Source organism: Thalassospira sp. UBA848 (assembly GCF_002295455.1).
Taxonomy (GTDB): Bacteria; Pseudomonadota; Alphaproteobacteria; order Rhodospirillales; family Thalassospiraceae; genus Thalassospira.
Map to the genome: position 1 here is coordinate 16,362 of NZ_DBGS01000018.1, position 26,366 is coordinate 42,727.

A 26,366-nucleotide genomic window follows, 5' to 3' on the forward strand; every position below is an offset into this window, starting at 1 on the left:
GCGGTACCCCTCGATAACGGATGCTCTGACATGTTGAAACTCCCCAATGATCGTATGATTGATGCTGCGGTCTTGAGAAGCTGTTTGCCTGCTGATGAACTTGGCAGTTTGATAAACGCTATCGCCCAGGCATTGCCAGCCATCGCCGCGCGACTGGCTGCAGGCAAGCTGCCCGGTGATCCTGCCGCGCTGTGTGGTGAAAATGAAAGTGGTGATGCGCAAAAGGCGCTTGATGTCGGCGCGCATGACCATGTTGTTATTGCGCTCAAGGGCCGCAGCGTGCGCCATGTCCTGTCTGAGGAAGCCGAGCTTGTCGAAACCCTTGATCCGAACGGCGCATATGACATCGCCATGGACCCGATTGACGGGTCCGGTTCGATCGGGATCGGTGCGCCACTTGGCATGCTGTTTGTGGTTTACCCGACCGGGCCTTCGGATTTTGCCCGCAAAGGGTCCGAAGCGGTTGCTGCGGGTTACGCATCATTTGGACATTCGCTTGATTTCGGATTTGCCATCAATGATGGCGTGCATATTGCCACCCATGATGGCGAAGATTTCCGCATGGCCGCGCAGAATGTAAAGCTCAAACCAGCTGCCAGCACACTCGCCTATAACGCTTCAAACGAACGTCATTGGAGCCCGGGACTGAAACAATGGGCCGAAGATGTCCGTGCTGGTGCGGGTGGTCCACGCGGACGCAATTTCAATATGCGTTGGCTGGCCGCGGCTGTTGGTGAATTGCATCGTATTTTGCTGAAGGGCGGGGCATTCATGTATCCAGCTGATCAGCGCGAAGGATATCGCGAAGGGCGCCTTCGTCTTGCCTATGAGGCCGTGCCAATCGCCTATCTGATCGAGGCTGCCGGGGGGAGTGCAACCGATGGCACAACCCGTATTCTCGACCTTGTACCTGAAACACCGCACCAGAACATTCCGCTTGTTTTTGGTGCGCGCGAAGAGGTCGAAATCATCAAAAAATACATAACCGAGGAGACCTGACCTTATGGCCCGCATCACGCTACGCCAGCTGCTGGATCATGCAGCTGAAAACAACTATGCCGTTCCGGCCTTTAACATCTCCAACATGGAGATGGGCCTTGCAATCATGAGTGCTGCACGCGCTGCAAACGCACCTGTGATTTTGGCGGCATCGCGTGGTGCGCGGGCCTATGCTGGCGATCAGCTTCTGGCACGGTTGATTGATGGCCTGGTTGAGACGTTCCCGGAAATTCCTGTCTGCATGCATCTTGATCACGGCAATGATCTGTCGACCTGTGCCACAGCGATTCAGCACGGGTTTACATCAGTGATGATGGACGGGTCGCTCAAGGCGGATGGCAAGACACCAGCTGATTACGAATACAATCGTGACATTACAGCCCGCGTTGTTGAAATGGCCCATGCCTGTGGTGTGTCGGTCGAGGGTGAACTCGGTGTTCTGGGCTCGCTTGAAACCGGCATGGGCGATCAGGAAGATGGTCATGGTACGACCGAAAAACTGTCTGAGGAACAGCTTCTGACCGATCCGGAAGAAGCCGAGCGCTTTGTGCGTGAAACTGGTGTTGATGCCCTGGCAGTCGCAATGGGAACAAGTCACGGGGCCTATAAATTCACCCGCAAGCCGGATGGCGAAATCCTTGCGATGAATGTAATCGAGGATATCAACCGCCGTCTGCCCAACACGCACCTTGTTATGCATGGATCGTCTTCTGTGCCGGAAGATCTGCGTCAGTTGATCAATAGTTATGGCGGTGACATGCGTCCGACCTGGGGCGTCCCGGTCGAGGAAATCCAGCGCGGTATTCGCTCAGGTGTTCGTAAGGTCAATATCGATACCGACAACCGTATGGCGATGACAGCAGGGGTGCGTCGGGTGCTGACGGAAAAGCCAGGTGAGTTCGACCCACGCAAATATCTCAAAGAAGGTACCGCCCTGATGACCGCACTTTGCAAAGAGCGATTTGAGGCGTTTGGCACCGCAGGCCATGCGGGCCGGATCAAGCCCCGATCACTTGAAGAAATGGCCGCATGATACTCTTGAACGACGAAGCCGTGACGTAGTCTCCCTCGTTACCTTCCCTTGGCCCCCGCTTCGTGCGGGGGTTCTTTTTTTGTGCCGAACCTATTGATGTTTTGTGTGCTTCGGATAGCCCAACCAGAACGTCCTTTAGCAGAGTTCAGGCACAGAAAAACCCCGCAGCAGAACTGCGGGGTTTTTCGTTTAGGTCGGTGGGAAAGATTACCGATCCAGCTGGAACGGACCAACGAAGTCATAGACTTCAAGAATGCTGGCATCGACCAGAATGCAGTCAAACAGCTGCTTTTCTTCGGCTACTTTTAGCTCGCCGGTTTTGATGAAGTGATCTGCCTGACGAACGGCTTCTTCTGCGAAGATCGCAACAGGCTGCAGAACGGTGTAGGTCAACTCACCTGCTTTGACCGCGTCAATCGCATCCGGTGAACCATCAAAGCCACCGATGACTTTGCCTTCAAGCTTGCCTGCTTCCTTAAGGGCGGCAATCGCACCAAGTGCCATTTCATCGTTTCCGGAAATCACGCCGGCAACATCCGGGTTCGCCTGCAGCATGGACTGCATTTTGGAATAGCCCTGGGTGCGGTCCCAGTTGGCGACTTCCTGTGCCTTTTTATCAAGGTCCGAATACTGGCTCAGCACCGTTTCAAAACCGTTCGAACGGGTCTGGGCATTGTTATCGGACGGTGCACCGAACAGCTCGACATAAGAACCTTTGGTGCCCATTGCATCAACCCATGCCATCGCGCCAAGGGCTGCACCTTGTGCGTTGTTTGACACCAGCTGCGCCTTGGCAAGGCCGGTCTGGTTGATCTCTGCGTTGACGATAAATACCGGGATGCCTGCTGCGACGGCCTTTTTCACCGCGCCGACAGAGCCATCCGCATTTGCCGGATCAAGAATGATCGCCTTGGCTTGGTTGGTGATCGCGGTGTCGACAAGGTTGCTTTCGGTGTTGGTGTCGCCTTTGTGAGCCGCAACATTTGCATCATAGCCGAGTTCTTCGGCTGTTGCTTTGGCGACTTCACCTTCGGTCAACCAGTAAGGGTTGGACGGATCATTGATGATGATCGAGATCAGGCCATCTGCCATGGCTGCCGTCGACATCAGAGGCAGGGCTGCGATGGTTGCGAAAAGGGTACGCTTAAGAAAATTCATTGTGGGTGTCCTCCCGTTGGGTTTTGATTTTGCCGGGTGTTGCCGGCGGTATTCGCCGCGCGAGACCACCCTGTCTCGCGCGGCGAATGGATTATCGACCTGATCGGCCGTATTGAAGGCTGTTGAGCAGCACGGCGAGAACGATCACCGCACCGGTAAAGACGGTCTGCCAATAGGCTGAGACCCCGATGATCACGAGGCCATCACTTAAGAAACCAATGACAAAGGCACCAAGCATCGTGCCGCGCACATTGCCTCGCCCGCCGGTCAGGGCAGCACCGCCGATCACGACCGCAGCAATCGCGGTCAGCTCGTAGGTGGTGCCTGCCGTCGGTCCAGCCGAGGTCAGCTGTGATGAAAGGACGAGGCCTGCAATCGCGGCACATACGCCCGAAAGCACATAAACCGAGATTTTTACGCCGCGGGTCGGCACACCGGAAAGTTCGGCAGCGCGTTCATTGCCGCCTGATGCATAAAGCCAGCGACCAAAGGCCGTACGGGCCAGAAGAAGGCCAACCAAGAGCGCCACAATTGCCAGAACAATCACACCAATCGGCACGCCGGCAATGCGGTTGAAGCCAAGCCAGTCAAAGCCGGTATTTCCAAGCGCTTCGACGCCGCCAAGACTGTTGTAGGTCAGGCCATTGGTCATCAAAAGGGCGAAGCCGCGTGCGACATAAAGCATGCCAAGCGTCGCAACAAAGGCAGGAACCCTGAAGACCGCGATCAAGATCCCGTTCACCGCACCAACAAAGGCCCCAAGTGCGATGGTCAGGATCACGACAGCCCAGACGGGCGGATACATGATGATCCCGGCCGATGGAATTTCGACCCCTTGCATCAGATATCCGGCGACCACACCGGACAGGCCAAGTGTCGATCCGACTGACAGATCAATGCCGCCATTCAGGATCACGACAAGCATGCCGATTGCCAGCAAACCAAAGATCGCCACATGCGAAGACATGGTCAGAAAGTTGCTGACACTGAAATAAACCGGCGACAGGAACGAGAAGGTGATCACGATGGCCACCAGTGCAAAGAAGGCGCGACCTTCGAGCAGGATCTTTCCGATATTCAGGTCAATGCCGCCTGCCGCTGGTGCGGAAGTAGTGGTCTGAGCCATATTGGCCTCCCTAGTGGTGCACGGCTTCGCCAGAGGCGGCCATGATCTGTTCTTTGGTTGCTGTATGGTCGAATTCGGCGGTAATGCGGCCCCGGTTCATGACAATGATCCGGTGTGCGATGCTCAGGCATTCGCCGACTTCTGATGTGGAATAAAGAACTGCAAGGCCGCGATCTTCAGCGGTTTTCGCCAAAAGCTTGAAGACTTCTGCCTTCGCGCCGATATCGATCCCGCGTGAGGGTTCATCAAGCAAAATGACCTCTGGCCGGGTTGCCAGCATCTTGCCGATAACGACCTTTTGCTGGTTGCCACCTGAAAGCGCGCCGATCATGGTCGCCCCGCTTTCCGTTTTGACGGTGACTTCCCGGATTGAGTCTTCGATAACCTTCCGTTCGTCCTTGCGACTGGTGAACAGGCCACGGGTGAATGCCGCAATCGATGAGAGTGACAGGTTCTGGCCCACCGACATGGTCTGAACCAGACCGTCGCGTTGACGGTCTTCAGGAACCAGAACAAGCCCGGCGCTGATGCGATCAGCAATCGAAAGACGTGAAACATCCCGATCATGGAGTTTCACCGATCCGCTTTGTGCTGGCAGGCGGCCTGCGGCACATTCCATCATCTCGGTGCGCCCTGCACCCATCAGGCCATAGATGCAAACAACCTCGCCGGACCGAACACTCAGGTTCATGTGATCGACAACAAGCCCATTGCCGGATGTATCGGGCACGCACAAATTTTCAATCGTTAAGGCCGGTGCGCCAAACTTACTGTCGGGCGGCGAGCCAAGATCGAAATTTTCGCCGACCATGTTGCGCACGATCCACTCAATGTCGATTTCCGCGCGCGGTGCCCATGCAGTCATTTCCCCGTCGCGCAACACAACGGCGTGATCAGTAATCTCAAGTGCCTCTTCAAGGTGGTGCGAGATATAGACAATGCTGACACCCTTGGCGGTCAGGTCATTGATCACCTTGAACAGGACTTCGACCTCCGATGCGGACAAGGCAGAAGTCGGCTCATCCATAATCAGGATGCGGCTTTTGGCCTGAAGTGCGCGGGCGATTTCGACAATCTGCTGCTGACCAAGGCGAAGCTCTTCAACCGGCGTCAGCGGGTCGATGTCTTCTTCAAGTTCTTCCATCAAAAGGCGGGTGATGCGTTCTTCCTCGGCAAAATCCACACCGGTTGCCTTGCGGATTTCGCGACCCATGAAGATGTTGTCACGCACATTCAGGTTCCCGGCCAATGCCAGTTCTTGGTGAATGATGGAAATGCCGTGGGCGAGCGCATGATTGGCGCCATGAAAGCGCACCGGCGTGCCATCGAGCAAAATGTTGCCCGAAGTCGGGGCGATAATGCCCGACAAAATCTTCATCAGGGTCGATTTCCCGGCACCGTTTTCGCCAAACAATGTGGTGACCTGACCGCGGTGAATGTCGAAATTCACGCCCTTGAGTGCTTGTAAAGGCCCATAAAATTTGGCTACATCACGCGCGGACATCACCACTTCGTCGCGGCTGGTATCCGTGCCAAGTGTTTCAGGGGGAATGGTTTGGTGTGCTGTCATTGGACTTGCACCTCGACCGGGGTGATCAACCAGGTTTTCGGGTTGATCAGCTTAAAAACGCCGGTTACCGAAACCTGCTTGCCGGTCAGGTTCGAATTATCGATGTCCTCAAGGACTTCAGCCTTCATTGCACGGTTAATCCCCGCGCCGGCATCCTGATACTCGATCTGGTTTTTGAATTCGCCAAACGCGATGTCACCCGGAGCATCGCGAAGGTCGGTGCCATTGATTGCCGGGCCGGTTTGAACGCGAATGCGTGTTTCTTCAAGTCCTTCGACATTGATGTCGTAAATACCACCCTTGCCCTCGCCGAACATACCGGCAAGCTTGACCGGGATAACGGGCATCATGCCGCCAATGCCATATTTCTCGCCCGCCGCTTTCCGGTCAGCTGCAAGCTCTGCTGCGAGTGTTTGGGCATCGACCGCACGGCTTGCGACGTCGTCACGAATCCTCGGGAACTGTTCTGCGCCATAGGCATCTGGTGAAAAGCCAGCCACGCGCAAATCCTGTTCGGAGCCAATGACAATGACCGTCGTATCGACTGCGATCGCAGCAACAACACCAAGGATCGTGGCGCCGATGATCAAGCCGCGCCGACCGACACGCGGTTTGATGGAAGTGATGGATATATCGGTGGCATTCATTGCCTTTCTTCCTCCCGTCCAGCCACGAAGGGCCTTGTTAATTACTGTGGGAGTGCCGGACAAAGACAGTGGGGTGCTGCCCCACACAATTCTCGATCTGCTGCGTTTCAAAACCCGATACCGCTTTGTCGGCGATGGGGAAACGCACTGCTGATGAGATCCAGCAAAGCCTGTCTTGGTGCAGGCCATTTTCCTCCCGATGCACAAGACAAAATGCCTTTTGGGCAATTTCGTCTGTTACATCCCGAATCCCGCTTTTTGTTAAAAACCGCCTTTTTCTGCGCTTGGTGGCGTCGGGTATCCGTTCTGTGCTGATAACCATAACTGAAAAAAATTTCTAAGAAAGTAAAAAATTACACTCGACATCGTGCGGCGTCCGGTTATGCTTGAAAACAACCGGGGAAGATTTTCCCCGATCAACAACTGCATCGACTGGCAAGGTCGGGCGTTAAAAGCACAAAAGGGAGGACGTCGCATGGCACACGCATTTTGCGTGCTCAGCCATCTGCTCACCGCACAGGTGATGCATGACTGAACGCGACATCATCATTGGAATTGACGCAGGCACGTCTGTGATCAAGGCCGTAGCTTTTGGTCTGTCGGGCAAACAGCTGGGCGAGGCGTCCGTGCCAAACCGCTATGACAGTGGGGCAAACGGTGCTGCCACACAGGGCATGGATCGCACATGGGCTGATTGCGCCTATGCAATTCAAAGCCTTGGTGAAAAAATCTCTGACCTTCCCAAGCGTACAGCCGCCCTTGCTGTGACCGCACAGGGTGATGGCACTTGGCTGGTCGGGCGTAACAATCGCCCGGTTGCTGATGCGTGGTTATGGCTTGATGCGCGCGCGGCGGAAACCACACGCGATCTTGCATCCAAGGATATCGATGTAGAGCGATTTTTGGCGACCGGTACGGCGCTCAATACCTGTCAGCAGGGTGCGCAGATGGCGCATATGCATCGTCATTGTGCTGATCTTCTCGATCGTGCCGAATCTGCCATGCATTGCAAAGACTGGCTCTATCTAAATCTGACCGGGGTTCGGGCGACCGACCCGTCAGAGGCCAGTTTCACATTTGGTGATTTTCGCACCCGACGTTATTCCGATCTTGTCATAGACGCGCTTGAACTTAAGTCACGCAGTCATCTGTTGCCCGATATTCTTGATGGTAGTCATCAAACCCATCCGTTAACTGCACAGGCTGCATCGGAAACCGGACTTCTGGCAGGTACGCCGGTTAGCCTTGGCTATGTCGATATGGTGATGACTGCATTGGGGGCGGGTGTTTACACCGGAACACCTGGTGCAGCCTGTTCGACGATTGGCTCGACCGGGGTGCATATGCGCGCGGTCCGGGATTCGGACATCAATTTACGCGGCAATTCCGGGTATGTGATTTGTCTTCCAGCCGATCATATGGTCACGCAGGTTCAGACAAATATGGCTGCGACGCTTAATATCGATTGGGCGCTTCGAATGGCTGCTGATCTGATGAGCGAAACCGGCCATCCGCATGATTACGCCGATCTGGTCGCGCGGATTGATGGATGGCTCGCACGGTCTGAGCCCGGGCAGATCCTGTATCACCCCTATATTTCCGAAGCTGGAGAACGCGGTCCGATTGTGAATGCGAACGCGCGTGCAGGCTTTATCGGGCTGTCTTCTGGTCATCGTTTCCCCGATTTGATTCGTGCTGTTGTCGAAAGCCTTGGCATGGCGGCGCGCGATTGTTATGGCGCTATGGATCAACTTCCGCTTGAACTTCGCCTGACCGGCGGTGCAGCGCGTTCGCGCGCATTGCGCAGCATTCTGGCAGCGTCCATTGGCGCCCCTGTTCGGGTGTCCGCACGCGAAGAGGCCGGTGCCGCAGGCTGCGCAATGATGGCAGCTGTCGCCATTGGTGCCTATCCCGATATGGAAAGTTGTGTTTCTGAATGGGTCACCCCGCTTTTGGGTGATGCTGAGGCCCCTGAGCCCGACCTTCAGGTCACCTATTCAAAACTTTATCCCGCCTATGCCCAAGCCCGCCAATCGCTTGAACCGGTCTGGGACCGTCTTGCCGATCATCGCGAGGGCGCAGATGCCAAAGATGATGCGTCAAAGTCGACGCAAGGAGGATCGTGACATGAGCACGCAGGAACTGGATCTATTTGTCATCGGTGGTGGCATTAACGGGGCGGGCTTTGCCCGTGACGCGGCAGGTCGTGGTTTGTCGGTTGCCTTGTGCGAAAAGGACGATCTTGCCGAAGGGACGTCATCACGTTCGGGCAAGCTTGTACATGGTGGGTTGCGTTACCTCGAATATTACGAATTCAGGTTGGTCCGCGAAGCATTGATCGAACGCGAAGTTCTGATGAATGCGGCCCCTCATATTATTTGGCCGTTGCGCTTTGTCTTGCCGCATTCTCCGCAGGACCGCCCGGCATGGTTGGTGCGTTTGGGGCTGTTTTTGTACGACCACTTGGGTGGTCGCAAAAAGCTGCCTGGAACCCGGACCCTCGATTTGCTGCGTGATCCGGAAGGCACGCCACTTCTTGATAAATACACGCGCGGGTTTGAATATTCCGATTGTTGGGTTGATGATGCGCGTCTTGTAACGCTTAACGCCCTTGATGCTGCCCAGCGCGGAGCCATTGTCATGACCCGGTCGCCGGCGGTCAGTGCGCGACGCGAAAATGGCAAATGGCGGGTTACGACCAAGAACAGCATCACCGGTGAAACGCGTGAATTTTTGGCAAAATGTTTGGTCAATGCTGCTGGCCCGTGGGTGACCGATGTTCTGACCCGCGTTGCTGGCGCCAATTCAACGCGCAATGTCCGCCTTGTGAAGGGCAGCCACATCATCGTCCCGAAATTCTGGGAAGGTCCGCACAGTTACCTTGTGCAGAATGACGACAAGCGCGTGATTTTCATCAATGCCTATGAAGGCAACAAGGCGCTGATCGGGACCACCGACATCGCCTATGACGGACGTGCTGAAGACGTTGCGATTGATGATTATGAAATCTCCTATCTGCTTGATTGTGTGAACCGATATTTCAAGGAAAAGCTTCGCCGCGAAGACATTCTTGAAACCTTCTCGGGGGTGCGTCCGCTCTTTGATGATGGGCATGGCAACCCGTCTGCTGTGACGCGCGATTATGTTTTTGATCTTGACGAAAAGGACGGCGCGCCACTGCTCAATATCTTCGGGGGCAAGATCACGACCTTCCGAGAATTGGCAGAACGTGGCATGCATGAGATCCGTCATATCTTCCCGAAAATGGGTAAGGACTGGACGGAAAGCGCGCCGCTTCCGGGTGGGGATATGCCCAATGCCGATTACACCGCCTTTGGCGAGACGCTCAAGGAAGACTACCCTTGGATGAGCCGAGCACTTCGCGACTATTACGGTCGCCGTTACGGGACGCTCACCAGCAAGGTTGTTGGATCGTCAACCAGTCTGGAAGGGTTGGGGCGTTACTTCGGCGCGCACCTTTATGAGGCCGAAGTCAACTGGCTTGTCGAGAATGAATGGGCAATCACCGCAGAAGACATCATCTGGCGGCGTACCAAGCACCGCCTTGATATGACCAACGCCGAAATTGACGTGTTCGAAAACTGGTTTGAAACAGCTTATGCGGTGGCGTCCTGATGAATTTGACCCTTTCGCTTAATACCAATCCGCTGGTCAATCGTTTTGCCGATCCTGACGATCTGATTGATTGTGTGACGCGTGATTTGCGGATACGCGATTTGCAGCTGACCCATGAATTCATCAACCCATCGTGGCAGGCCCCTGTGATCCGCCGGTTGACCCGGCAGATGGGCAAGGCGCTTGATCGAACCGGCGTGCGGGTGACATCGGGCATGACTGGGCCCTATGGGCGGCTCAACCATTTCGGCCATCCCGATGCAGATGTTCGGCGCTATTATATTGACTGGTTCAAAACCTTTGCCGATATCACCGCAGATCTGGGCGGGACATCGGTTGGAACCCAGTTTGCCATCCTGACCTATCGCGAACAGGACGATCCAGCCTTGCGCGAAGAAATGATCAAGATCGCCATAGATTGCTGGGCCGAAGTTGCCGAGCACGGTAAAGCCGCCGGGCTTGAATATGTGTTTTGGGAACCGATGAGCATCGCGCGTGAATTTGGCGAGACCATTGATGAATGCATTGCCCTTCAGGACCGTTTGACCGCGGCCAATATGGCCATTCCGATGTGGATGATGGCTGACATTGATCATGGCGATGTGACATCTGACAATCCGGATGATTTTGATCCTTATGCTTGGGCTCGCTCGGTTCCAAAAGTCTCACCGATCATTCACATCAAACAAAGCCTGATGGATAAGGGCGGCCATCGTCCATTCACTGCGGAATTCAATGCCCGCGGGCGCATTCAGCCTGAACCCCTGCTTGAAGCATTTGCCCAAGGCGGGGCTGAGAACAACGAGATATGTCTTGAGTTGTCGTTCAAGGAACGTGAGCCCAATGACCGCGAGGTTATCCCACAGATTGCGGAAAGTGTCGCATTCTGGGCGCCATATATCGATACCGGTGCAGCTTCGCTAAAACTTTGAACATGCAGGGAAGTCTTTCCTCATCTGTGTTGGCGCCGTATAAATAGCTGACCCAAAGGTTTATGGCCTTGTAAGGCCGAAGGATAATATGAACGACACTGATGAAACCCTTGCCATCCGGGCCGCCTGGATGCACTACGTTGGCGGTCTGACACAGGCCAAGGTTGCCAAACGATTGGGCCTTCCATCGGTGAAGGCCCACCGGTTGATTGCCAAGGCGGTCGCCGATGGGCGGGTCAAAGTTTCAATCGAAGGCGATATCGTCGAATGCGTTCAGCTCGAAGCCAGACTGTTTGAGGCCTATGGGCTTAAACTGTGCGAAGTAGCACCAGATATCGGCGAGGAAGGTTTGCCAGTGCGTGCGCTGGCACTGGCCGGGGCTGCTTACCTCAAGCGCCAGTTTGAAGCGGGGGAACATTCGATCATTGGCCTTGGGCATGGCCGCACTTTGGCCGAAGTCACCCGCCAGTTGCCACGCACGGACGCCAAGGGGCTTCATTTCGTCTCTCTTCTGGGTGGGCTAACGCGTAATTTCTCGGCAAACCCACACGATGTGATGCATCGTCTGGCGGAAAAAACTGGCGCACGCGCCTATGTCATGCCGGTTCCTTTTTTTGCCAACACGGTCGAAGACCGGGAAGTTCTCCTGTCCCAGCGCGGTGTTGATGATGTGTTTCGCATGGCACAGGACGCGACGCTCAAGATCGTTGGTATAGGCACTGCGACTGCGGATGCGCAGCTTGTTTCATCTGGCATGATTGAGCCTGCCGAGATTGAAGAAATTGCTGCTGCTGGTGCACGAGGCGAGATGCTGGGTGATTTCTTTGATGCCGATGGCGAGATCATCAATACAACCCTTTCGGCGAGAACACTCGCAGTGGGCTATGATCCTGAGCGGAAAGAAGATATTGTCGCGATTGCAGGCGGACCGGACAAGATTGATGCGATCCGGGCGGTACTGAAATCGGGACGGGTTGCCGGTCTGATTACGGACGAGCGAACCGCACGCGCTCTGCTGGATTGACTGACCGCGCAAAGGAACCCAGATGAAACGAGACGACCGCAGGCAACAGATTCTGGATGCGCTCGTGCGCGATGGCGCTGTGCAGCTTGATGAGTTGGCCGAAACATTCGGCGTCTCGAAAATGACCATTCATCGTGATTTTGATGATCTCGAAAGCGAAGGCCTTCTGCGCCGTACTCGTGGCGGTGCGACGATTGAGCCTGGTTCTCAATTCGAAAGTGATTTCCGCTTCCGCAATCTTCAGGGACATGAACTTAAGGAACGCATGGCGCGCGCGGCCCTTGAATGGGTGGAACCCGGCATGACGGTGATGATCAATGATGGCTCAACCGCAGCTGTTCTGGGTGCGATGCTTCCCGAAAAACGTCCGTTGACCGTGATCACCAACAACGACGCGGTGATGGAAACGCTCAAGGCTGAACCGGGCATCACGGTGATTGCGCTCGGTGGTAAATATTCTGCGAAGTACAATGCCTGGGTCGGACGTGTGACCGAAGAAACCCTAGGAAGTCTGCGCGCCGATATTGCCTTTATCTCCACCCCGGCTGCGGGCGATGGTCACGTCTATCACATGGATGATGATATCACCCGAACCAAACGCCGCATGATGGACGGTGCAACACGCTCAGTCCTTCTGATCAATCACCTCAGATTTGATCACACAGCCCTTCATGTGTTGGCGCCGTTTTTTGAGTTTTCGGCAGTGATTACCGACGCAGAACCGTCAGAGAAAGCGTCCCTACAACTGTCGGAGGCTGGCATCAAACTTGTTATCGCTAACTAGATATCAGCTTGAATGTTCTAAAACTGAGATGGATAGTGCTGTGCTCTAACTTGCTGTGAAGGTATCCAGACTGGAGTGCTTTCTAAAGAGTTCACCTGAATACTGTTGCGGTTATCAGTAAGTAACCCGGGTCGATATTCGGTTGTGAAAGCATAATATTTAATCAAATCAACAGACTGCAACGACGGGCGCTGATGCTGTTCCTAGGCGTTTGATAAAATTGTCAGCTTTTCTGTCAATTCTGCAGATTTTTGTCATCTTTTGTGACAATCGATGACAACTTATCTGACAATCGACAATCCTAACGTATTGATTTCGCAATAAGTCGAATGTCATCTTTTGTGGCACCTGACAAAAATTTATTCCGCCTAAGCCCGACGCATATATGCGTCGGTGCAGATGTTTGTTTGTTATAATTCCGGGTTTTCGAGCATTCTCGCATTGGAAAACAAGGCGACAATGTCGCTCGGTTGCTGGGCCTTCAGGTCACATAAGTGGCTCTTTGATGTATCGCTTCTTTCTTCACCGTCCATGTTTGGCGTGAGTAATCGCGTAGGCCGCAACGAGGATCAGAACCGCTATTGGTGCGATGCTGTGGGTGTATTCGCCGTTGAGGATGAGCGTTCCAGCTGCCGCGATCATAACGCTTCCTGCCAATGCTGCGCCGACCAGGCGTGTCGCGCGAAACACAAGAAGTATGGCTGCGGCCCACTCCAAGGTTCCAGTGAGATAGGGAAACCATGTCGGGTAACCCCATCTTGCGTAATCTGTTTGCGTTGCATCAGACGCGAGCAAATTCATCGTGCCGCCGATGACAAAGAAAACGGCCAGTATCAGGGCGTAAATCGTTAACCAATTCAATTTCTTCATATTTCTCGCTCTGTTGGTTGCTGCTGATCAGTAAGCTGGGGCTGGTGATCTCTAGAACAGTCATTTTGGGTCGGCGGCGTATTGCAATCCAAAGCCTATCTTTAGCTCCTTTGTGACATCTGTTCTGTTCGCGGGGAAATCCCGTTTGACATAATGTTAGATATCGAAGTATTTAAAAAGAAAAATTCTAAATAGCTTTGATAAAGCACTGAAAAGTCCGGGAGGAAAAATGGAAAAGGTCGAGAATCCTGTCGCGTCAGGATCGGAAGGGGTATGGGGCAGTGACCTGATTGCAGAGATGATGCGGTCCCTTGATGTCGAATTTGTTGCCCTTAATCCCGGATCAAGCTTCCGCGGTTTACATGACAGTCTGGTCAACCATCTTGGGAATGAAGAGCCCAGAATGCTGCTGTGCCTGCATGAAGAGCATACGGTTGCGATCGCACATGGCTGGGCGAAAGTTACTGGGCGCCCAATGGCGGCCATCGTTCATGCCAATGTTGGGCTGATGCATGCCGCAATGTCAATTTACAACGCGTGGTGTGATCGTGTGCCTGTCTTGGTGTTTGGTGCCACCGGTCCCGTCGACGCCGCCGAGCGGCGTCCATGGATTGACTGGATTCATACATCCCGTGATCAGGCCGCTTTGGTACGCCCCTATGTCAAATGGGACGATCAACCCGCTTCTATTCGTGCATCGCTTGAAGCCATGATGCGCGGGGCAACAATTGCAAAAACGGCTCCGATGGCGCCAGTTTACGTTTGTTTTGACGTTTCGGTACAGGAAGAGGAAGTCACCGAGCCCATAAGTCTTCCTGATGTCAGTCGTCATGCCTTGCCTGCGCAACCCGCCGCATCACGCGAAACTTTGATCGAATTGCAGACGATGCTTCGAACGGCGAAAGCGCCAGTGTTCCTGATGGGCCGTGTTTCGCGCAACGAGGAGGATTGGACGCGCCGCGTCGCGCTGGCAGAGGTATTCAATGCCCGCGTTCTCACGGACATCAAGCTTGGGGCAGCATTTCCGACGGATCACGCGCTCCATACCGGTGCTCCGGGCTTCTTTATGTCGCCAGAAGGAGCTCGTGTCTTGAGCGATGCCGACCTGATTGTCAGTTTTGACTGGGTCGATGTTGCTGGTACGCTGAAACAGGCTGGGCCGAGGGCGGAAAATACAAAGATTGTTCAGATTTCGCTCGATCATCAGATCCACAATGGCTGGAGCATGGATCATCAGGCAAATGTCAGGGCTGATCTGCATATCGCCGCTGAACCGGATGTGGTTATCAAGCAACTTTGCAAAGAAGCTGACATTGCAGCAACCAGTAGTCTGGAAAGTCTGCCGGCACTATGCACTGGCGATATCGCAGATTCCGCAGCCCCGCTTAACGTGGACAGTCTTGCTGCATCTTTGGGAGCGGCAGTCGCCGAAGAGGTCGTGTCGCTTGTTCGGTTGCCGCTTAGCTGGGGTGGTGATCTTTGGCATTTCCGCCACCCACTTGACTACCTTGGCTATGATGGTGGAGCCGGGATTGCGTCGGGTCCTGGCATGTTGGTCGGTGCGGCGTTGGCGCTGCGCGACACCAATCGTCTTCCGGTTGCCGTTTTAGGGGATGGTGATTTCCTGATGGGGCTTTCGGCGTTTTGGACTGCTGCACGCTATGGCATTGCGTTTCTTGCGATCATTGCCAATAACCGGTCTTTCTATAACGATGAAATTCATCAGGAAAAAGTTGCCATCAGTCGCGAACGTCCGGTCGAAAACAAATGGATTGGCCAGCATATTGGCGGGCCGGATATCGATTTGGCGGCAATGGCCCGGGCGCAAGGGTTGATGGCATTTGGTCCTGTGTCCACACCGGAAGAACTAAATGCCGCCATTGAAGAAGCGTTGCCAATCGTCAAGGCGGGAAAAGCCGTCGTGATCGATGCGCGCATAACCCCTGGTTACACCAAGGCCATGTCGTCGGGTATGACGCGTACGGCTGAAGAAACTGCCGAAGGTGACGAAGGTTAATCGTTGGCGTAATGTGCAAGCGTGCTTGGCAAGCTCCCGGCTAAGCACGTTTGACACCGGTAAAAGACGGCTGTATCAGTCAATCCGAAAAGCAAGATCAGTTGGTTTTAGGGGCATCCATCAATTCATGGCCGATAGAGAAAACAGAGTTCCGGATTCACGCGAACGTCTTGCGCATATTATCCGGCTGGCAACCCGCGGTTTTAACCGTTCTCTGCAGATACGTCTTGCGTCGCATCACGTGACGTTTGGCCAGTGGATTTTCCTGCGTATCCTGTGGCAGCAGGAAGGTTTAACCCAACGTGAGCTGGCCGAAGAAGCCGGTCTTACCGAGCCAACGACACATACAGCCTTGCAACGTCTTGAAGCGCTTGGCTTTCTTGAAAAGCGTACCTTGGCCGGTAATCGCCGCAAACAGCATGTATTCCTGACCAAACGAGGCAAGGAGCTTCGTGTGGAGCTTGAACCGCTCGCGATTGAGGTGAACGAGGTTGCCTTGGATGGCTTGACACCAGACGAGATCGAAACCATCCGGAAGGGCATGCTGATTATTCTTGAGAATCTCGAGGAAGATGAGCGAAAGGCGGGAGAGGAAGGACGTAAAGTCCCGCCAACCCGCATTCCAACCTAAGGCGTCCGATCAGACCGCTGACAGCTTTGCGATCAAGGCATCTGCCGTTGTGATTTCTCGCAGCGGCATTTGGTCTGCTGACGCGTCTGGATTTGCGTCATAGTGCAATCCTTCACCATCCCAGAACCACCAATATACGACGTTGCCTTGCTTGTCGCGGATCGGCATCCGGAATGTGGGAAAGGTGCTGTCGCTGGCCGGTATTTTCGCGGCACCGACTTTTTCGCCTTTGATCATGCCCTGTTTAAGCGCTGAGAATAGCGGGAGCATGAAGGTGAATTCGGTTTTGCCTTTTGCAAGCTCTGCAATGTTTGCCGGGCGAGCCGGATGGCGCCCGGGCAAGGCACGGACTACTTCAGGGTACGCAGGATGGTTGTGCGTGACTTGCAAGTAGCCAAAGCCTTGGGGGAGCGTGATTTCGATGATATCGCCAGGCTGAAATTGTTTCATTGTTCTACCCCAGTGTGACGTCGAGACCGATATCAAGGGTCGGTGCAGAAATGGTGATCTTGGAGCTTGAGATGAAATCAACCCCTGTTTCGGCAACATCCTTGATTGTATCGATATTGATCCCGCCTGATGCCTCAATCCGCGCGCGACCGTTGTTAAGCTTCACCGCTTCTTTCAGGCCATCAATTCCGAAGTTGTCGACAAGAACGGTCGTTGCACCAGCGCTTAGCGCTTCTTCGAGTTGTTCAAGCGTGTCGACTTCGATCTCAATCACAACAAGATGCCCGACATAATTACGCGCGGCTTCGATCGCCTTGGTGATGCTGCCGCAAACGGCGATGTGGTTGTCCTTGATCAGAACCGCATCATCAAGGCCAAAGCGATGGTTTGCACCGCCACCACAACGTACGGCATATTTTTCAAAGGCCCGCAAACCGGGTGTGGTTTTACGCGTGCAGCAAATCCGCGCATCTGTGTGCGCAATTAAGTCGGCAAACTTTGCTGTTGTGCTTGCAACGCCAGACAGATGGCAGAGGTAGTTCAGTGCGACACGTTCGGATGAAAGGATGGCACGTGCGTTTCCTGTCACCCGCGCGATTTCGTCACCTGGCGCGAGCGTATCCCCATCTTTTCGGAAGGCCTCGAACTGGAGCCCTGCACCGGCAAGAGCAAAAGAAGTCCGGGCAAAATCAACACCGCAGAGGCGCCCGGCTTCGCGGGAAACGAGGGATACTTTTGCGCTCAGCTCCGGGCCGATCGTTGCATCGGTGGTCAGATCACCGGCGCGGCCAAGGTCTTCCTTGAGAGCGGCACGCACGCCCTCTTCGACCAGAATGGCCGGGAGAGAGGGAAATGCGCCCGATGTTTTTGCTTTATTGGTGGTCATAGGCTGAAAACCTCGCGGGTGGAGGGGTGGAAGAGTTCGTCGATAGAAAGCTTCCGTGGTGAGAGGCCCTGACGGTAATGGTAGTCAAGGAAGGTTTCGATCACTTTGCGGTTCGGTGCCTCTCCATATGGCCACAAATCGTCGCCCAGAAGTTTCTTGGCACGATCAAGGGTATCTTCGACAAATGGCATGGTGACCTTGGTTGCGGAGGTATCGCTCAGTGCTTCCAAAGCCATTTGCTTGGATTGCGAGAAAGCCTTAAGCAACGCGCCGGGCAGCCAAGGATGTTGATCTGCAAGACTTCTCCGGACGCCTAGCACATGCATGATCGGGAAAATGCCGGTGCGGTTATAGTGGCCCTCAGCTGCAGAAATGCTGTCTGAGAACAGGCGGCCAACATGCGGGTGGCCCTCATTAAAGCATTTCGGCCAACGCGGACCGATAAAGCCATCAATCTCGCCATCTGCCAGCATCTGGTTGAGGGTGGCGCCTTCGGGGGCTTGGGTCATTTTGACGTCTTCGGGAAGCTCAACCTTAATCTTTTCCGGGCGGCCCGGGGTGTCCATACCACCACGTACCCAATGGATATCGGATGGTTTTACACCGTAGTCGTCTTCCAGAATGCCTCGCACCCAAACATTGGCGGTCAGCTGATATTCGGCAATGCCGATCTTGCGGCCCTTTAGATCCTCTGGCTTGTTAATGCCCTTGTCGGTGCGAATGTAAACCGAGGTATGGCGGAAGGCGCGAGAGAGAAATACCGGGATCGCCACGTAATGTGCTTCGTTACGGGCAAGCTTCACACAATAAGATGAAAATGAAAGTTCACTTACGTCGAAGTCTTCGTTGCGAAATGCCCGGAAGAACATTTCTTCGGGTGACAGGAGCATCGATACCGGGTCGACGCCATCAATTTTGACGCGACCATCAAAAATCGGTCTGGTGCGATCATAGTCCCCATAGGCCAGTGAAAGGGTCAGGTTACTCACGAGTTTCCTCCGGTGTTTGTTTCTTTTGACGGTATTTGATGAACCAATTTCACGGTTCCGGCTGTTTCTGCCGATTGCAAAATTGCGTGACAGGCTTCGAGTGTTGCCAGTCCCCAGCGGCCAGTTTGTGATGGCGGCGCATTCAAGCGCACTGCGCTGATCAGTGCCGAGACAACCTCAGATCGCGGGCCGGCATGCATTGGAGCTGGCATGAACTTCTGTTCAAAATCGCCATGCAACCAAACGCCATCTGCCGTGATGCGCAAATCGCCCCCTTCGCAGGAAACAACAATTGGTCCGAAATGTTCGTGATGGGGAGCTGGCGGTCGCACCGGTGCCTCCCCATATGTCCGGCCAGATTTAAGGGCGGCTTCCTCTTGCGGGGAGGATACTTTTGAAAGTGCGATGCGGGCCTGACCATAATTGGCAGGGTCTTTGGGGTAACCCAATTCACCAACCCAATCTTGCCAGACGTCTGAATCAAAATGCGCATAGCCCGAATAGGTCAAAGACGCAAAGGCGCCTCCTTCAAAACAGACAAGGGCGCTATACGCACCTTCTGTAGAGCGTTCTGGATCCCAGTTGCCGGTAGCTGCCGTAATGGTCTTCACCATGCCACCGCCCAGAAGCCGGACGATATCAAGCTGATGGACAGCCTGACTAAAGATGACGCCACCACCTTCTGCTGTAACGAGTTCTTCGGGTCTGCGGGGGCGGTACAGAAAGTCGGTATAGTTCAGGGCGTGGATCATTCTGACCCGACCAACCTTGCCGGACTGAATGATATCGTGGGCAAGGCTGACGGCACCGTCAAAGCTGTGACTTGGTCCCACAATCAGCTGTACGCCAGCCTGCTCGCAGGCCTCGACCATCTTGATGCCATCCTCAAGGCTTATCGCCAGTGGCTTTTCGACGAGCACATGTTTTCCTGCGCGGGCGGCGATTGAAACGTGATCGACATGCATCTGATGTGGTGTTGCGATGTAAACAGCTTCGACGTCTGGGTCAGCACAGATGTCTTCAACGCGATCATATGTTTGGCCGCCGAATTCCTTTTCGAATGAAGCACGCGATGATGCCCGCGGGGCACAGGCCGCGACGAGTTTGACGCGTTCATCGGCAAGCAGGCTTGGCAATGTCAGCATGAACCCGCGTCCGAGCCCGATCACACCCAGACGCAACGGGGTCTGTTCAGACCGGCACTCAGAGTTCGATGACAAGGTTACCCTCCCTGGCGCGGGAGACGCAGATCATGATCTGGCTGTCTTTTTCCTCATCCATCAGCACCATATCGCGATGGTCGACATCACCTTCGATCAGCTTGCAGCGGCATGTGCCACATGTGCCACTCTCGCATGAGCTGACGGTTTTGATGCCACTGTCGCGCAAAGCTTCAAGAACAGATCGATCTGCCGGGACCTGTATTGTCTCTCCGGTGTTAAGAAGCGTGACCTCGAACGCCTTGTCATCCTCGCGGACGGCCTCAACGGCCTTGAAATCCTCGAAATGGACACGCCCTTCGGGCCAGTGACCGGAAATCGCCTTGATTTCTTCCATCAAAGGTGATGGTCCACAGCAATAGACATGGATTTGGCTAGGCTCTTCGAAGTGGTCCCAGAAATCGTAAACCTGTTCAAGGTTGCCATTGTCATGATGGAAGGTAACGTTTGAGCCGAAGGCTTCCTTCATCTCGGCCATATATGCCGTATCTTCCGCAGTTCGCGTGCAATAGATGATCTTGAAGGGTTTTCCTTCCATCGTCAGGTGATTGGCCATCGCATAGATGGGTGTGACGCCGATGCCCCCGGCAATCAGAAGGTATTTTGACGCATTTTTCAGGGCAAAGGTGTTCTCGGGCGGCTGGATCGATAACTCGGTTCCTTCAAGCGCCGACTCGTGCATCGAAGAGGAGCCGCCACGCGATTCAGGTTCACGTTTTACGGCGATCACATACTCCTCGGGGCTGTGTCCATCATTGACCAGCGAATAGCGGCGCATCGCCCCGGAGGGGGTCTCAACTGTGATGTGCGAGCCGGGTTCAAATGCTGGAAGTTCAATGCCTTCCACAGGAAAAAGCGCAAACTCGCAGATGTGGGGAGTGAGCTCTCGCCGGGCCACAACGCGCATTTTTATGCTTTCTAATTCTATTGACATTTTTTCCTCCCGAATTAACTTTACGCAATAAATTAGATATCTAATAATTCTTGTCAAGTCACTAGACGCCTGTAATCAGGTCATGTATATAATCTTCGATATCTAAGAATAAGTAACACGGAGGAGAGTTCGCGAGATGCTGAGCCATGAGGAGAATGATCTTTTAACCCGCGTCACTGGCGATGCGCCGATGGGCAAGCTGATGCGCCAGCACTGGACGCCGGTTTGCCTGATTGAGGAAGTCGCTGAAGCAGATGGCAAACCGCTGCTTGTTGAAGCGGTGGGTAACCGTTACGTCGCGTTTCGCGACTCAGAAGGCAAGCTTGGACTGCTTGACGAGCTTTGCCCGCATCGACGTGCGTCTCTTGTGTTCGGTCGTAATGAGGATTGCGGACTGCGCTGCCTTTATCATGGATGGAAATTCGACGTTGAAGGCAACTGCGTTGCCATGTCGTCCGAACCTGAAGGCAGCCCGCTTCACGAAAAGGTCAAACACAAATCCTATAAAACGGTCGAGTGGGGTGGATTTGTCTGGGCGTGGCTTGGCGAAGAAGAAGACATGTATCCGTTTTCTCCGCCCGCTTTTGCACCGACCGAAGACACGCAGGTTTCCATCCTGAAAATTCGCATCCCGGCAAACTGGGCACAGATCACTGAAGGTCAGATCGACTCTGCGCACTCTTCAAGCCTGCATTCTTCTGACATGAAACCCGCGCGTGTCGAAGGCGCGTCTGCAGACGATCAGGCGTGGTATCGTCCGTCCACCGACAAATCGCCGCGCATGCAAACGCAGACAACCAGCTATGGTTTCCACTATGCTGCGATCCGCAAGCCGATCAAGAATGCCGGCACGCATCATTATCTGCGTATTACTGAATACATCGCGCCATACACTTCATTGATTCCGCCGAACAACAATTACAATGTCGCGAGCGTCATCGTACCGATCGATGATGAAACCACGCACTTCCATTTCATCGCGTGGGGTGGGAAGGCCTGCCCGACAACCGAAGAGTGGCGCAAGTTCAACCATGCCCAAAAAGGCATTCATCTGGATGAACGATGGGTTTCCCAGCGACAACTCCACAACAACTTCCTGCAGGACCGCCAAGCTATGAAGCTTGGGAACTTTACCGGTGTGCTCGGTATTCCGAACCAGGATATCGTGATGTGGGTTTCTATGGGGGCGATTGTTGACCGGTCTGACGATATCTTGGGCGCATCCGATCTGGCGATTGTCGAGTTTCGTCGTCTGATGGTGGACGCCGCAAGGAAAGTTGATGCCGGCGGTGAGGCCCTTGGAACGACGGAACCAAGAGTCCCTCAAGTAAACATCGCTTCGCGCGAGGGGGTTTATCCACAAACCGTTGATTGGCGTACGCTTGTAGAAGAAGCAAGTGTCGCTGCTGAGTAGTGTTTTCAAGGGCAGGTTCGGCTGCGAATCTGCCCTTCAGGTAAAAAATAACTAAGATATCTAATTTTATTGTTGACGGATCATATGTCCTGCCATTTAACTTAGATATCTTATAAAAAAGAAAATAACGACCTTTCCGCGTACAATAAAAATATAGAGCGCGGATTTTCCTGGGAGGAAAACAGCATGAAGCCATTGAAAGCTTCTACTGCCGAGGTATTGCTGACTGAGAGAGTTCCCAAAGGGCTCTATTATGGAGGGGCATGGCATCGCGCCGCAAATGCCCAAATCCCGGTCTTTGCGCCTTCTACCGGAACTGAAATCGCAAAGGTAGATAGCGGCTCAGCATCTGATCTTGATGCTGCTGTGACAGCGGCAGCGGCAGGCCAGAAACTTTGGGCGCGCACCACTCCGCGCGAACGTTCACAAGTGATGCGTGAAGCCGCGAACATCATCCGCGCAAACAAGGACGAGCTTGCCCGTATTGATGCGCTCGATAGCGGAAATTCCCTGACCGGGATGCTGTTTGATGTCGAACTTGCCGCGACCTTGATGGATTTCTTTGCCGGTCTTGCGACGGAGCTTAAGGGCGAAACTGTTCCGGTTGGCGCGGGCAAAGTGAACTATGTCGTTCGCGAGCCGGTCGGGGTTGTTGCCCGTATTGTCCCGTTCAACCATCCATTGATGTTTGCATGTGCCAAGCTCGCGCCGCCGATTATGGCTGGTAACAGCGTTATTATTAAGCCGTCCGAAGAAACGCCGCTTTCAAGTCTGAAGGTTGCAGAACTGATCGGCGGTCTTTTCCCGCCCGGTGTTTTGAATATTCTGAATGGTGGCCCCGATCTGGGTGCAGGTCTTTCGACCCATCCGGGGATCGCAAGCGTCAGTGTTGTTGGCAGTGCCGCAACCGGACGTGCTGTTATGCGCCAGTCCGCGGAGACACTTAAGCATGTCTCTCTTGAGCTGGGGGGCAAAAACGCCCTTGTCATATTCCCCGATGCCGATGTTGAAAAAGCCGTTCAAAGTGCTGTTAAGGGCATGAATTTGCCGTGGACGGCGGGGCAGTCATGCGGGTCGACCAGTCGTGTTTTCGTTCATGAGAGCATTTATGATCTGGTTGTCGAACAACTGGCTTCCGCTTTCAACGATATTACCTCGGGTGATCCACTCTCCCCAGACACTCAGATGGGGTGTTTGTCCACACGAGGTCAGTACGAGAAGGTTCTTCACTACATCGATATTGCCAAAGATGAAGGGGCAAGGATGGTTGCAGGAGGCGACGTTCCTGCCGATCTGGCGGGTGGCTTTTTCGTCAGGCCGACGGTGTTTGCCGATGTGACACCTGAGATGCGCATAGCCCAAGAAGAAGTGTTTGGTCCCGTACTAAGTATCCTGAAGTGGACGGAGTATGACGCTCTTATCGATGCCGTGAACGGTGTTGATTACGGGTTAACAGCCTCAGTCTGGACGCGTGACCTTTCCCAGGCAATGCGGGCCGTGGATGACATTTGTGCCGGATATGTCTGGGTCAACAATTCCAGCGACCATTTTCTTGGCACCCCATACGGCGGGATGAAGCAATCAGGTATCGGGCGTGAAGAATGCCTCGGTGAGATGCTGTCCTATACCGAACAGAAAAACGTGAATATCACTTTCGAGGCCTGACGCTGCTTTGCGGAAACCTGAAAAGGTTCGGCGTCCAATAACAATAAAACAAAACCATAATCAGAGATCGTACCCATTAGGGAGGAAAGAATGAGGCTTTTGACTCTTGCCGCGGCTATTGGACTGGCCTTCGGCGTTAACACTGCACAAGCTGAACCGGTAAACCTGACATTGTCGGGTGGGAACCCGGGTGGTTTGTGGTCCCTTCTTGGCGCAGGCATTGACCGAGCAGTCAAGCAGTCTGATGCAGACTCTGTCGTTACCTATCAGGCGACTGGTGGCGGCTTTGCCAATATCGGTTTGCTTGCGGCAAACCGGACGGATATGGGGCTTGTTCACAACGCCGAAGTGAAGATTGCTTTGGCAGGCGAAGCGCCTTTCAAGGCCCCTGTGACCAACATGCGTGCAATCGGCTACATGTATAATTGGGCGCCGATGCACTTCTTCCTCGCGAAGTCGATTGCCGATGAATACAACATCGACAGCCTCGATGATCTTGCAACGACAAAGGCACCGGTGCGTATTGGTGTGAACCGTTCCGGTAACATCACCTCGAACGTTGCACTCTTCATGCTCGAGCAGGCTGGACTTGCCAAAGATGCTGTTGAAGCTAATGGCGGCAGTATTGTGCAGGCCGGTGCAAATGATCAGGCGGACCTGCTTCAGGATGGCCGTATCGATATGGTCACCAACGGTGTCTTCGTTCTGCACTCTTCGTTCCGTGCAATTGACGAGAACAATGAAGTGATTGTTCTTGATATTCCGAAAGACGTGATTGATGCAACCAACGAACGGTTTGGCACGCAGACTTTCACCATCCCGGGCGGTAGCTATTCCAACCAGCCTGCTGATGTTGAAACGCCAGCACTTGGTGCACTTCTGGTGACGACCGATCAGATGCCTGAATCTACCGGATATGAATTGACCAAGGCGTTGATTGATCACATCGAAGAGGTGAAGGCTGTTCACGGGTCCATGAAGGCGCTGAGCCCGGAGTTGATGGTTGACCAGAATGTCATGCCGTTCCACGCGGGCGCGGAAAAAGCATATCGTGAGGCAGGACTTCTCAAATGATGAAGTCACTTGTTAGCACAGGCCGCAAACGTAAGTTTGCGGCCTTACCCCACAAAACCCTGATCATCATTGCAGCGCTGTTTGCTCTGGGCGTGATCTATGGCAACCTGTTTGTGATCTCCGATCCGCTGATCATCGGGATTTTGTTTCTGAGCGGTCTCTTTTCGATGCTGTTTCTGGTTATCGGTTCGCGTGCCAACGCGGCTGAACGGCCAACGATCATCGACTGGGGGCTCAGCGCACTTAGCTTGGCGACAGGTGCATTCTTCCTTTGGAATGCCGATGTCATTTCCAGCAGGATTACCCTGCTCGAAGAACTTACCCCCCTGCAGTTCTTCTTTGGCTCTTCTTTGCTGTTTCTCTCATTAGAGGCTACTCGTCGCACAACTGGCGCTGGTCTGACGGTCGTGGTTTTGGGCTTTATGGCTTACAACCTGTTTGGACACTTGCTGCCGCCTCCCTTCGGGCATGGCTTGATCGAGTATAGCTATCTTCTTGATGCTCTGATTTTCACAACAGACGGCGTGTTCGGCGTACCAATCCAGGTTGTTGCGAGTTACGTTTTCCTGTTTGTCCTGTTCGGGACCTTGCTGTCATTCGCTGGCGGTGGTGACTTCTTTTTCAATCTTGCGGCGGCGCTTACCGGTAAAAGTCCGGGCGGCCCGGCAAAAGTTGCGGTTATCTCGTCGGGCATGTATGGCACGATCTCGGGAAGTCCGGTTTCTGATGTTGTTGCAACCGGATCTATCACGATCCCAATCATGAAACGGCTTGGCTATTCTGCGCGCTTTGCTGGTGCAGTTGAGGTTGCAGCTTCCACCGGGGGCAGTGCGATGCCACCTATCATGGGCTCGGCCGCATTCATTCTTGCGGAATATACCGGGTTTGCGTATCGCGAAGTGGTGTATGCAGCGATCATTCCAGCCATCCTTTATTACCTTGGCGTTTTTTCGCAGGTCCATCTTCGTGCTGTAAAACGTGATTTGCGTGCTTATCCGGATGATATTCCCACTCTCAAGCAAACGGTCATCAATGGCTGGATGTTTGTGGTCCCGGTGGCGGTGATTGTTTTGGTTCTGTCACTTGGCTACTCACCAACCATGACGGCTGGTTTGGGGGCGGCATCGGTGGTGGTTGCGGCAGCATGTTCACCAAGAACCCGCATGAGCCTGTGGCGTGTTGTTGAAGGGCTTGGTGAAACAACCCTGCGTATTCTGCCCGTTGCGGGTGCCTGTGCGGCAGCCGGTCTTGTGATCGGTGGTCTGTCTATGACCGGTCTTGGCATGAAAGCTGCCAATGTGATCATG

General features: G+C 54.0%; 24 protein-coding genes. 14 read left to right on the forward strand and 10 right to left on the reverse strand.

The window, feature by feature from the left end; all coding sequences use genetic code 11:
* Positions 1-30 precede the first annotated feature (30 nt).
* Both B2R48_RS02095 and fba read left to right on the forward strand, forming a co-directional pair.
* The gene (locus B2R48_RS02095; protein WP_296997203.1) at positions 31-999 is read left to right on the forward strand and encodes a class 1 fructose-bisphosphatase; all 969 of its coding nucleotides are present in this window, start codon (positions 31-33) and stop codon (positions 997-999) included.
* Between the two features lie 4 nt (positions 1,000-1,003).
* The gene (gene fba, locus B2R48_RS02100) at positions 1,004-2,032 is read left to right on the forward strand and encodes a class II fructose-bisphosphate aldolase (protein ID WP_296997206.1); all 1,029 of its coding nucleotides are present in this window, start codon (positions 1,004-1,006) and stop codon (positions 2,030-2,032) included.
* 207 nt (positions 2,033-2,239) lie between these two features.
* On the opposite strand, the gene B2R48_RS02105 is transcribed toward fba, so the two are convergent.
* From B2R48_RS02105 to B2R48_RS02120, 4 genes are all read right to left on the reverse strand, one after another.
* Positions 2,240-3,190 carry a D-ribose ABC transporter substrate-binding protein gene (locus tag B2R48_RS02105; RefSeq protein WP_296997209.1) on the reverse strand — a complete coding sequence of 317 codons (951 nt, stop codon included), beginning with the start codon at positions 3,188-3,190 and terminating at the stop codon, positions 2,240-2,242.
* A 91-nt stretch (positions 3,191-3,281) separates the two neighbouring features.
* Positions 3,282-4,316, reverse strand: coding sequence for an ABC transporter permease (locus tag B2R48_RS02110; protein WP_296997212.1), 1,035 nt, complete (start codon positions 4,314-4,316; stop codon positions 3,282-3,284).
* 10 nt (positions 4,317-4,326) lie between these two features.
* On the reverse strand, positions 4,327-5,886 hold the full coding sequence (locus tag B2R48_RS02115) for a sugar ABC transporter ATP-binding protein (protein ID WP_296997215.1): 1,560 nt from the start codon (positions 5,884-5,886) through the stop codon (positions 4,327-4,329).
* The gene (locus tag B2R48_RS02120) at positions 5,883-6,533 is read right to left on the reverse strand and encodes a DUF2291 family protein (protein WP_296997218.1); all 651 of its coding nucleotides are present in this window, start codon (positions 6,531-6,533) and stop codon (positions 5,883-5,885) included. The genes B2R48_RS02115 and B2R48_RS02120 overlap by 4 nt, the downstream gene beginning before the upstream one ends.
* A 382-nt stretch (positions 6,534-6,915) precedes the next feature.
* On the opposite strand from B2R48_RS02120, the gene B2R48_RS02125 reads away from it, so the two are divergent.
* The 6 genes from B2R48_RS02125 (at position 6,916) to B2R48_RS02150 (ending at position 12,909) form a co-directional block, all read left to right on the forward strand.
* The gene (locus tag B2R48_RS02125) at positions 6,916-7,068 is read left to right on the forward strand and encodes a hypothetical protein (protein ID WP_296997221.1); all 153 of its coding nucleotides are present in this window, start codon (positions 6,916-6,918) and stop codon (positions 7,066-7,068) included.
* Entirely contained in the window at positions 7,061-8,659 is a 1,599-nt protein-coding gene (locus B2R48_RS02130; protein ID WP_296997224.1) for an FGGY-family carbohydrate kinase, read from the forward strand. The genes B2R48_RS02125 and B2R48_RS02130 overlap by 8 nt, the downstream gene beginning before the upstream one ends.
* Position 8,660: 1 nt before the next feature.
* On the forward strand, positions 8,661-10,169 hold the full coding sequence (locus B2R48_RS02135) for a glycerol-3-phosphate dehydrogenase (protein ID WP_296997225.1): 1,509 nt from the start codon (positions 8,661-8,663) through the stop codon (positions 10,167-10,169).
* Positions 10,169-11,101: a TIM barrel protein gene (locus B2R48_RS02140; RefSeq protein ID WP_296997228.1), complete on the forward strand. Its 933-nt coding sequence runs from the start codon at positions 10,169-10,171 to the stop codon at positions 11,099-11,101. Before B2R48_RS02135 ends, B2R48_RS02140 begins: the two co-directional genes overlap by 1 nt.
* A gap of 88 nt (positions 11,102-11,189) precedes the next feature.
* On the forward strand, positions 11,190-12,125 hold the full coding sequence (locus tag B2R48_RS02145; protein WP_296997230.1) for a sugar-binding transcriptional regulator: 936 nt from the start codon (positions 11,190-11,192) through the stop codon (positions 12,123-12,125).
* Positions 12,126-12,147: 22 nt separating this feature from the next.
* The gene (locus tag B2R48_RS02150) at positions 12,148-12,909 is read left to right on the forward strand and encodes a DeoR/GlpR family DNA-binding transcription regulator (protein ID WP_296997233.1); all 762 of its coding nucleotides are present in this window, start codon (positions 12,148-12,150) and stop codon (positions 12,907-12,909) included.
* A gap of 522 nt (positions 12,910-13,431) precedes the next feature.
* Here the strand turns inward: B2R48_RS02150 and B2R48_RS02155 are convergent.
* Positions 13,432-13,779: a DoxX family protein gene (locus tag B2R48_RS02155; RefSeq protein WP_296997237.1), complete on the reverse strand. Its 348-nt coding sequence runs from the start codon at positions 13,777-13,779 to the stop codon at positions 13,432-13,434.
* A 229-nt stretch (positions 13,780-14,008) separates the two neighbouring features.
* Here B2R48_RS02155 and B2R48_RS02160 point away from each other — a divergent pair, with 229 nt between their 5' ends.
* Both B2R48_RS02160 and B2R48_RS02165 read left to right on the forward strand, forming a co-directional pair.
* Positions 14,009-15,796, forward strand: a complete 1,788-nt coding sequence (locus tag B2R48_RS02160; protein ID WP_296997239.1) for a thiamine pyrophosphate-binding protein — start codon at positions 14,009-14,011, stop codon at positions 15,794-15,796.
* 127 nt (positions 15,797-15,923) lie between these two features.
* Complete coding sequence (locus B2R48_RS02165) at positions 15,924-16,427, forward strand: MarR family winged helix-turn-helix transcriptional regulator (RefSeq protein ID WP_296997241.1); 504 nt, start codon at positions 15,924-15,926, stop codon at positions 16,425-16,427.
* A gap of 9 nt (positions 16,428-16,436) precedes the next feature.
* Here the strand turns inward: B2R48_RS02165 and B2R48_RS02170 are convergent, their stop codons facing one another.
* Genes B2R48_RS02170 through B2R48_RS02190 form a run of 5 tightly spaced genes read right to left on the reverse strand, consistent with a single transcriptional unit; the run spans position 16,437 to position 20,906 of the window.
* Positions 16,437-16,877: a hypothetical protein gene (locus tag B2R48_RS02170; protein ID WP_296997243.1), complete on the reverse strand. Its 441-nt coding sequence runs from the start codon at positions 16,875-16,877 to the stop codon at positions 16,437-16,439.
* A 4-nt stretch (positions 16,878-16,881) separates the two neighbouring features.
* Positions 16,882-17,763 carry a carboxylating nicotinate-nucleotide diphosphorylase gene (gene nadC, locus B2R48_RS02175; protein ID WP_296997245.1) on the reverse strand — a complete coding sequence of 294 codons (882 nt, stop codon included), beginning with the start codon at positions 17,761-17,763 and terminating at the stop codon, positions 16,882-16,884.
* Positions 17,760-18,752: an ABC transporter substrate-binding protein gene (locus tag B2R48_RS02180; protein WP_296997247.1), complete on the reverse strand. Its 993-nt coding sequence runs from the start codon at positions 18,750-18,752 to the stop codon at positions 17,760-17,762. Before B2R48_RS02180 ends, nadC begins: the two co-directional genes overlap by 4 nt.
* A complete protein-coding gene (locus B2R48_RS02185; protein ID WP_296997249.1) occupies positions 18,749-19,972 on the reverse strand; it encodes a Gfo/Idh/MocA family oxidoreductase in 1,224 nt (407 codons plus the stop codon). The genes B2R48_RS02180 and B2R48_RS02185 overlap by 4 nt, the downstream gene beginning before the upstream one ends.
* On the reverse strand, positions 19,956-20,906 hold the full coding sequence (locus B2R48_RS02190; RefSeq protein ID WP_296997252.1) for a PDR/VanB family oxidoreductase: 951 nt from the start codon (positions 20,904-20,906) through the stop codon (positions 19,956-19,958). Before B2R48_RS02190 ends, B2R48_RS02185 begins: the two co-directional genes overlap by 17 nt.
* Before the next feature lie 136 nt (positions 20,907-21,042).
* Between B2R48_RS02190 and B2R48_RS02195 the strand changes: the two genes are divergently transcribed.
* From B2R48_RS02195 to B2R48_RS02210, 4 genes are all read left to right on the forward strand, one after another.
* Positions 21,043-22,320, forward strand: a complete 1,278-nt coding sequence (locus B2R48_RS02195) for a Rieske 2Fe-2S domain-containing protein (RefSeq protein WP_296997254.1) — start codon at positions 21,043-21,045, stop codon at positions 22,318-22,320.
* 186 nt (positions 22,321-22,506) lie between these two features.
* Positions 22,507-23,985: an aldehyde dehydrogenase family protein gene (locus tag B2R48_RS02200; RefSeq protein ID WP_296997257.1), complete on the forward strand. Its 1,479-nt coding sequence runs from the start codon at positions 22,507-22,509 to the stop codon at positions 23,983-23,985.
* A 90-nt stretch (positions 23,986-24,075) separates the two neighbouring features.
* Complete coding sequence (locus B2R48_RS02205; protein WP_296997260.1) at positions 24,076-25,059, forward strand: TAXI family TRAP transporter solute-binding subunit; 984 nt, start codon at positions 24,076-24,078, stop codon at positions 25,057-25,059.
* Positions 25,056-26,366, forward strand: a 1,311-nt coding sequence (locus B2R48_RS02210) for a TRAP transporter permease (protein ID WP_296997263.1), incomplete at its 3' end; no start/stop codon positions are given. The genes B2R48_RS02205 and B2R48_RS02210, both read left to right, overlap by 4 nt.

Excerpts from the sequence above, each read along its gene's own strand:
- B2R48_RS02195 (WP_296997254.1), top strand. The coding sequence starts at position 21,043 with ATGCTGAGCCATGAGGAGAATGATCTTTTAACCCGCGTCACTGGCGAT.
- B2R48_RS02160 (WP_296997239.1), top strand. The coding sequence starts at position 14,009 with ATGGAAAAGGTCGAGAATCCTGTCGCGTCAGGATCGGAAGGGGTATGG.
- B2R48_RS02110 (WP_296997212.1), bottom strand. The coding sequence starts at position 4,316 with ATGGCTCAGACCACTACTTCCGCACCAGCGGCAGGCGGCATTGACCTG.
- B2R48_RS02135 (WP_296997225.1), top strand. The coding sequence starts at position 8,661 with ATGAGCACGCAGGAACTGGATCTATTTGTCATCGGTGGTGGCATTAAC.
- B2R48_RS02170 (WP_296997243.1), bottom strand. The coding sequence starts at position 16,877 with ATGAAACAATTTCAGCCTGGCGATATCATCGAAATCACGCTCCCCCAA.
- B2R48_RS02190 (WP_296997252.1), bottom strand. The coding sequence starts at position 20,906 with ATGTCAATAGAATTAGAAAGCATAAAAATGCGCGTTGTGGCCCGGCGA.
- B2R48_RS02205 (WP_296997260.1), top strand. The coding sequence starts at position 24,076 with ATGAGGCTTTTGACTCTTGCCGCGGCTATTGGACTGGCCTTCGGCGTT.
- nadC (WP_296997245.1), bottom strand. The coding sequence starts at position 17,763 with ATGACCACCAATAAAGCAAAAACATCGGGCGCATTTCCCTCTCTCCCG.
- B2R48_RS02095 (WP_296997203.1), top strand. The coding sequence starts at position 31 with ATGTTGAAACTCCCCAATGATCGTATGATTGATGCTGCGGTCTTGAGA.
- B2R48_RS02145 (WP_296997230.1), top strand. The coding sequence starts at position 11,190 with ATGAACGACACTGATGAAACCCTTGCCATCCGGGCCGCCTGGATGCAC.
- B2R48_RS02140 (WP_296997228.1), top strand. The coding sequence starts at position 10,169 with ATGAATTTGACCCTTTCGCTTAATACCAATCCGCTGGTCAATCGTTTT.
- B2R48_RS02120 (WP_296997218.1), bottom strand. The coding sequence starts at position 6,533 with ATGAATGCCACCGATATATCCATCACTTCCATCAAACCGCGTGTCGGT.
- fba (WP_296997206.1), top strand. The coding sequence starts at position 1,004 with ATGGCCCGCATCACGCTACGCCAGCTGCTGGATCATGCAGCTGAAAAC.
- B2R48_RS02105 (WP_296997209.1), bottom strand. The coding sequence starts at position 3,190 with ATGAATTTTCTTAAGCGTACCCTTTTCGCAACCATCGCAGCCCTGCCT.
- B2R48_RS02150 (WP_296997233.1), top strand. The coding sequence starts at position 12,148 with ATGAAACGAGACGACCGCAGGCAACAGATTCTGGATGCGCTCGTGCGC.
- B2R48_RS02115 (WP_296997215.1), bottom strand. The coding sequence starts at position 5,886 with ATGACAGCACACCAAACCATTCCCCCTGAAACACTTGGCACGGATACC.
- B2R48_RS02165 (WP_296997241.1), top strand. The coding sequence starts at position 15,924 with ATGGCCGATAGAGAAAACAGAGTTCCGGATTCACGCGAACGTCTTGCG.
- B2R48_RS02155 (WP_296997237.1), bottom strand. The coding sequence starts at position 13,779 with ATGAAGAAATTGAATTGGTTAACGATTTACGCCCTGATACTGGCCGTT.
- B2R48_RS02130 (WP_296997224.1), top strand. The coding sequence starts at position 7,061 with ATGACTGAACGCGACATCATCATTGGAATTGACGCAGGCACGTCTGTG.
- B2R48_RS02200 (WP_296997257.1), top strand. The coding sequence starts at position 22,507 with ATGAAGCCATTGAAAGCTTCTACTGCCGAGGTATTGCTGACTGAGAGA.
- B2R48_RS02125 (WP_296997221.1), top strand. The coding sequence starts at position 6,916 with ATGCTTGAAAACAACCGGGGAAGATTTTCCCCGATCAACAACTGCATC.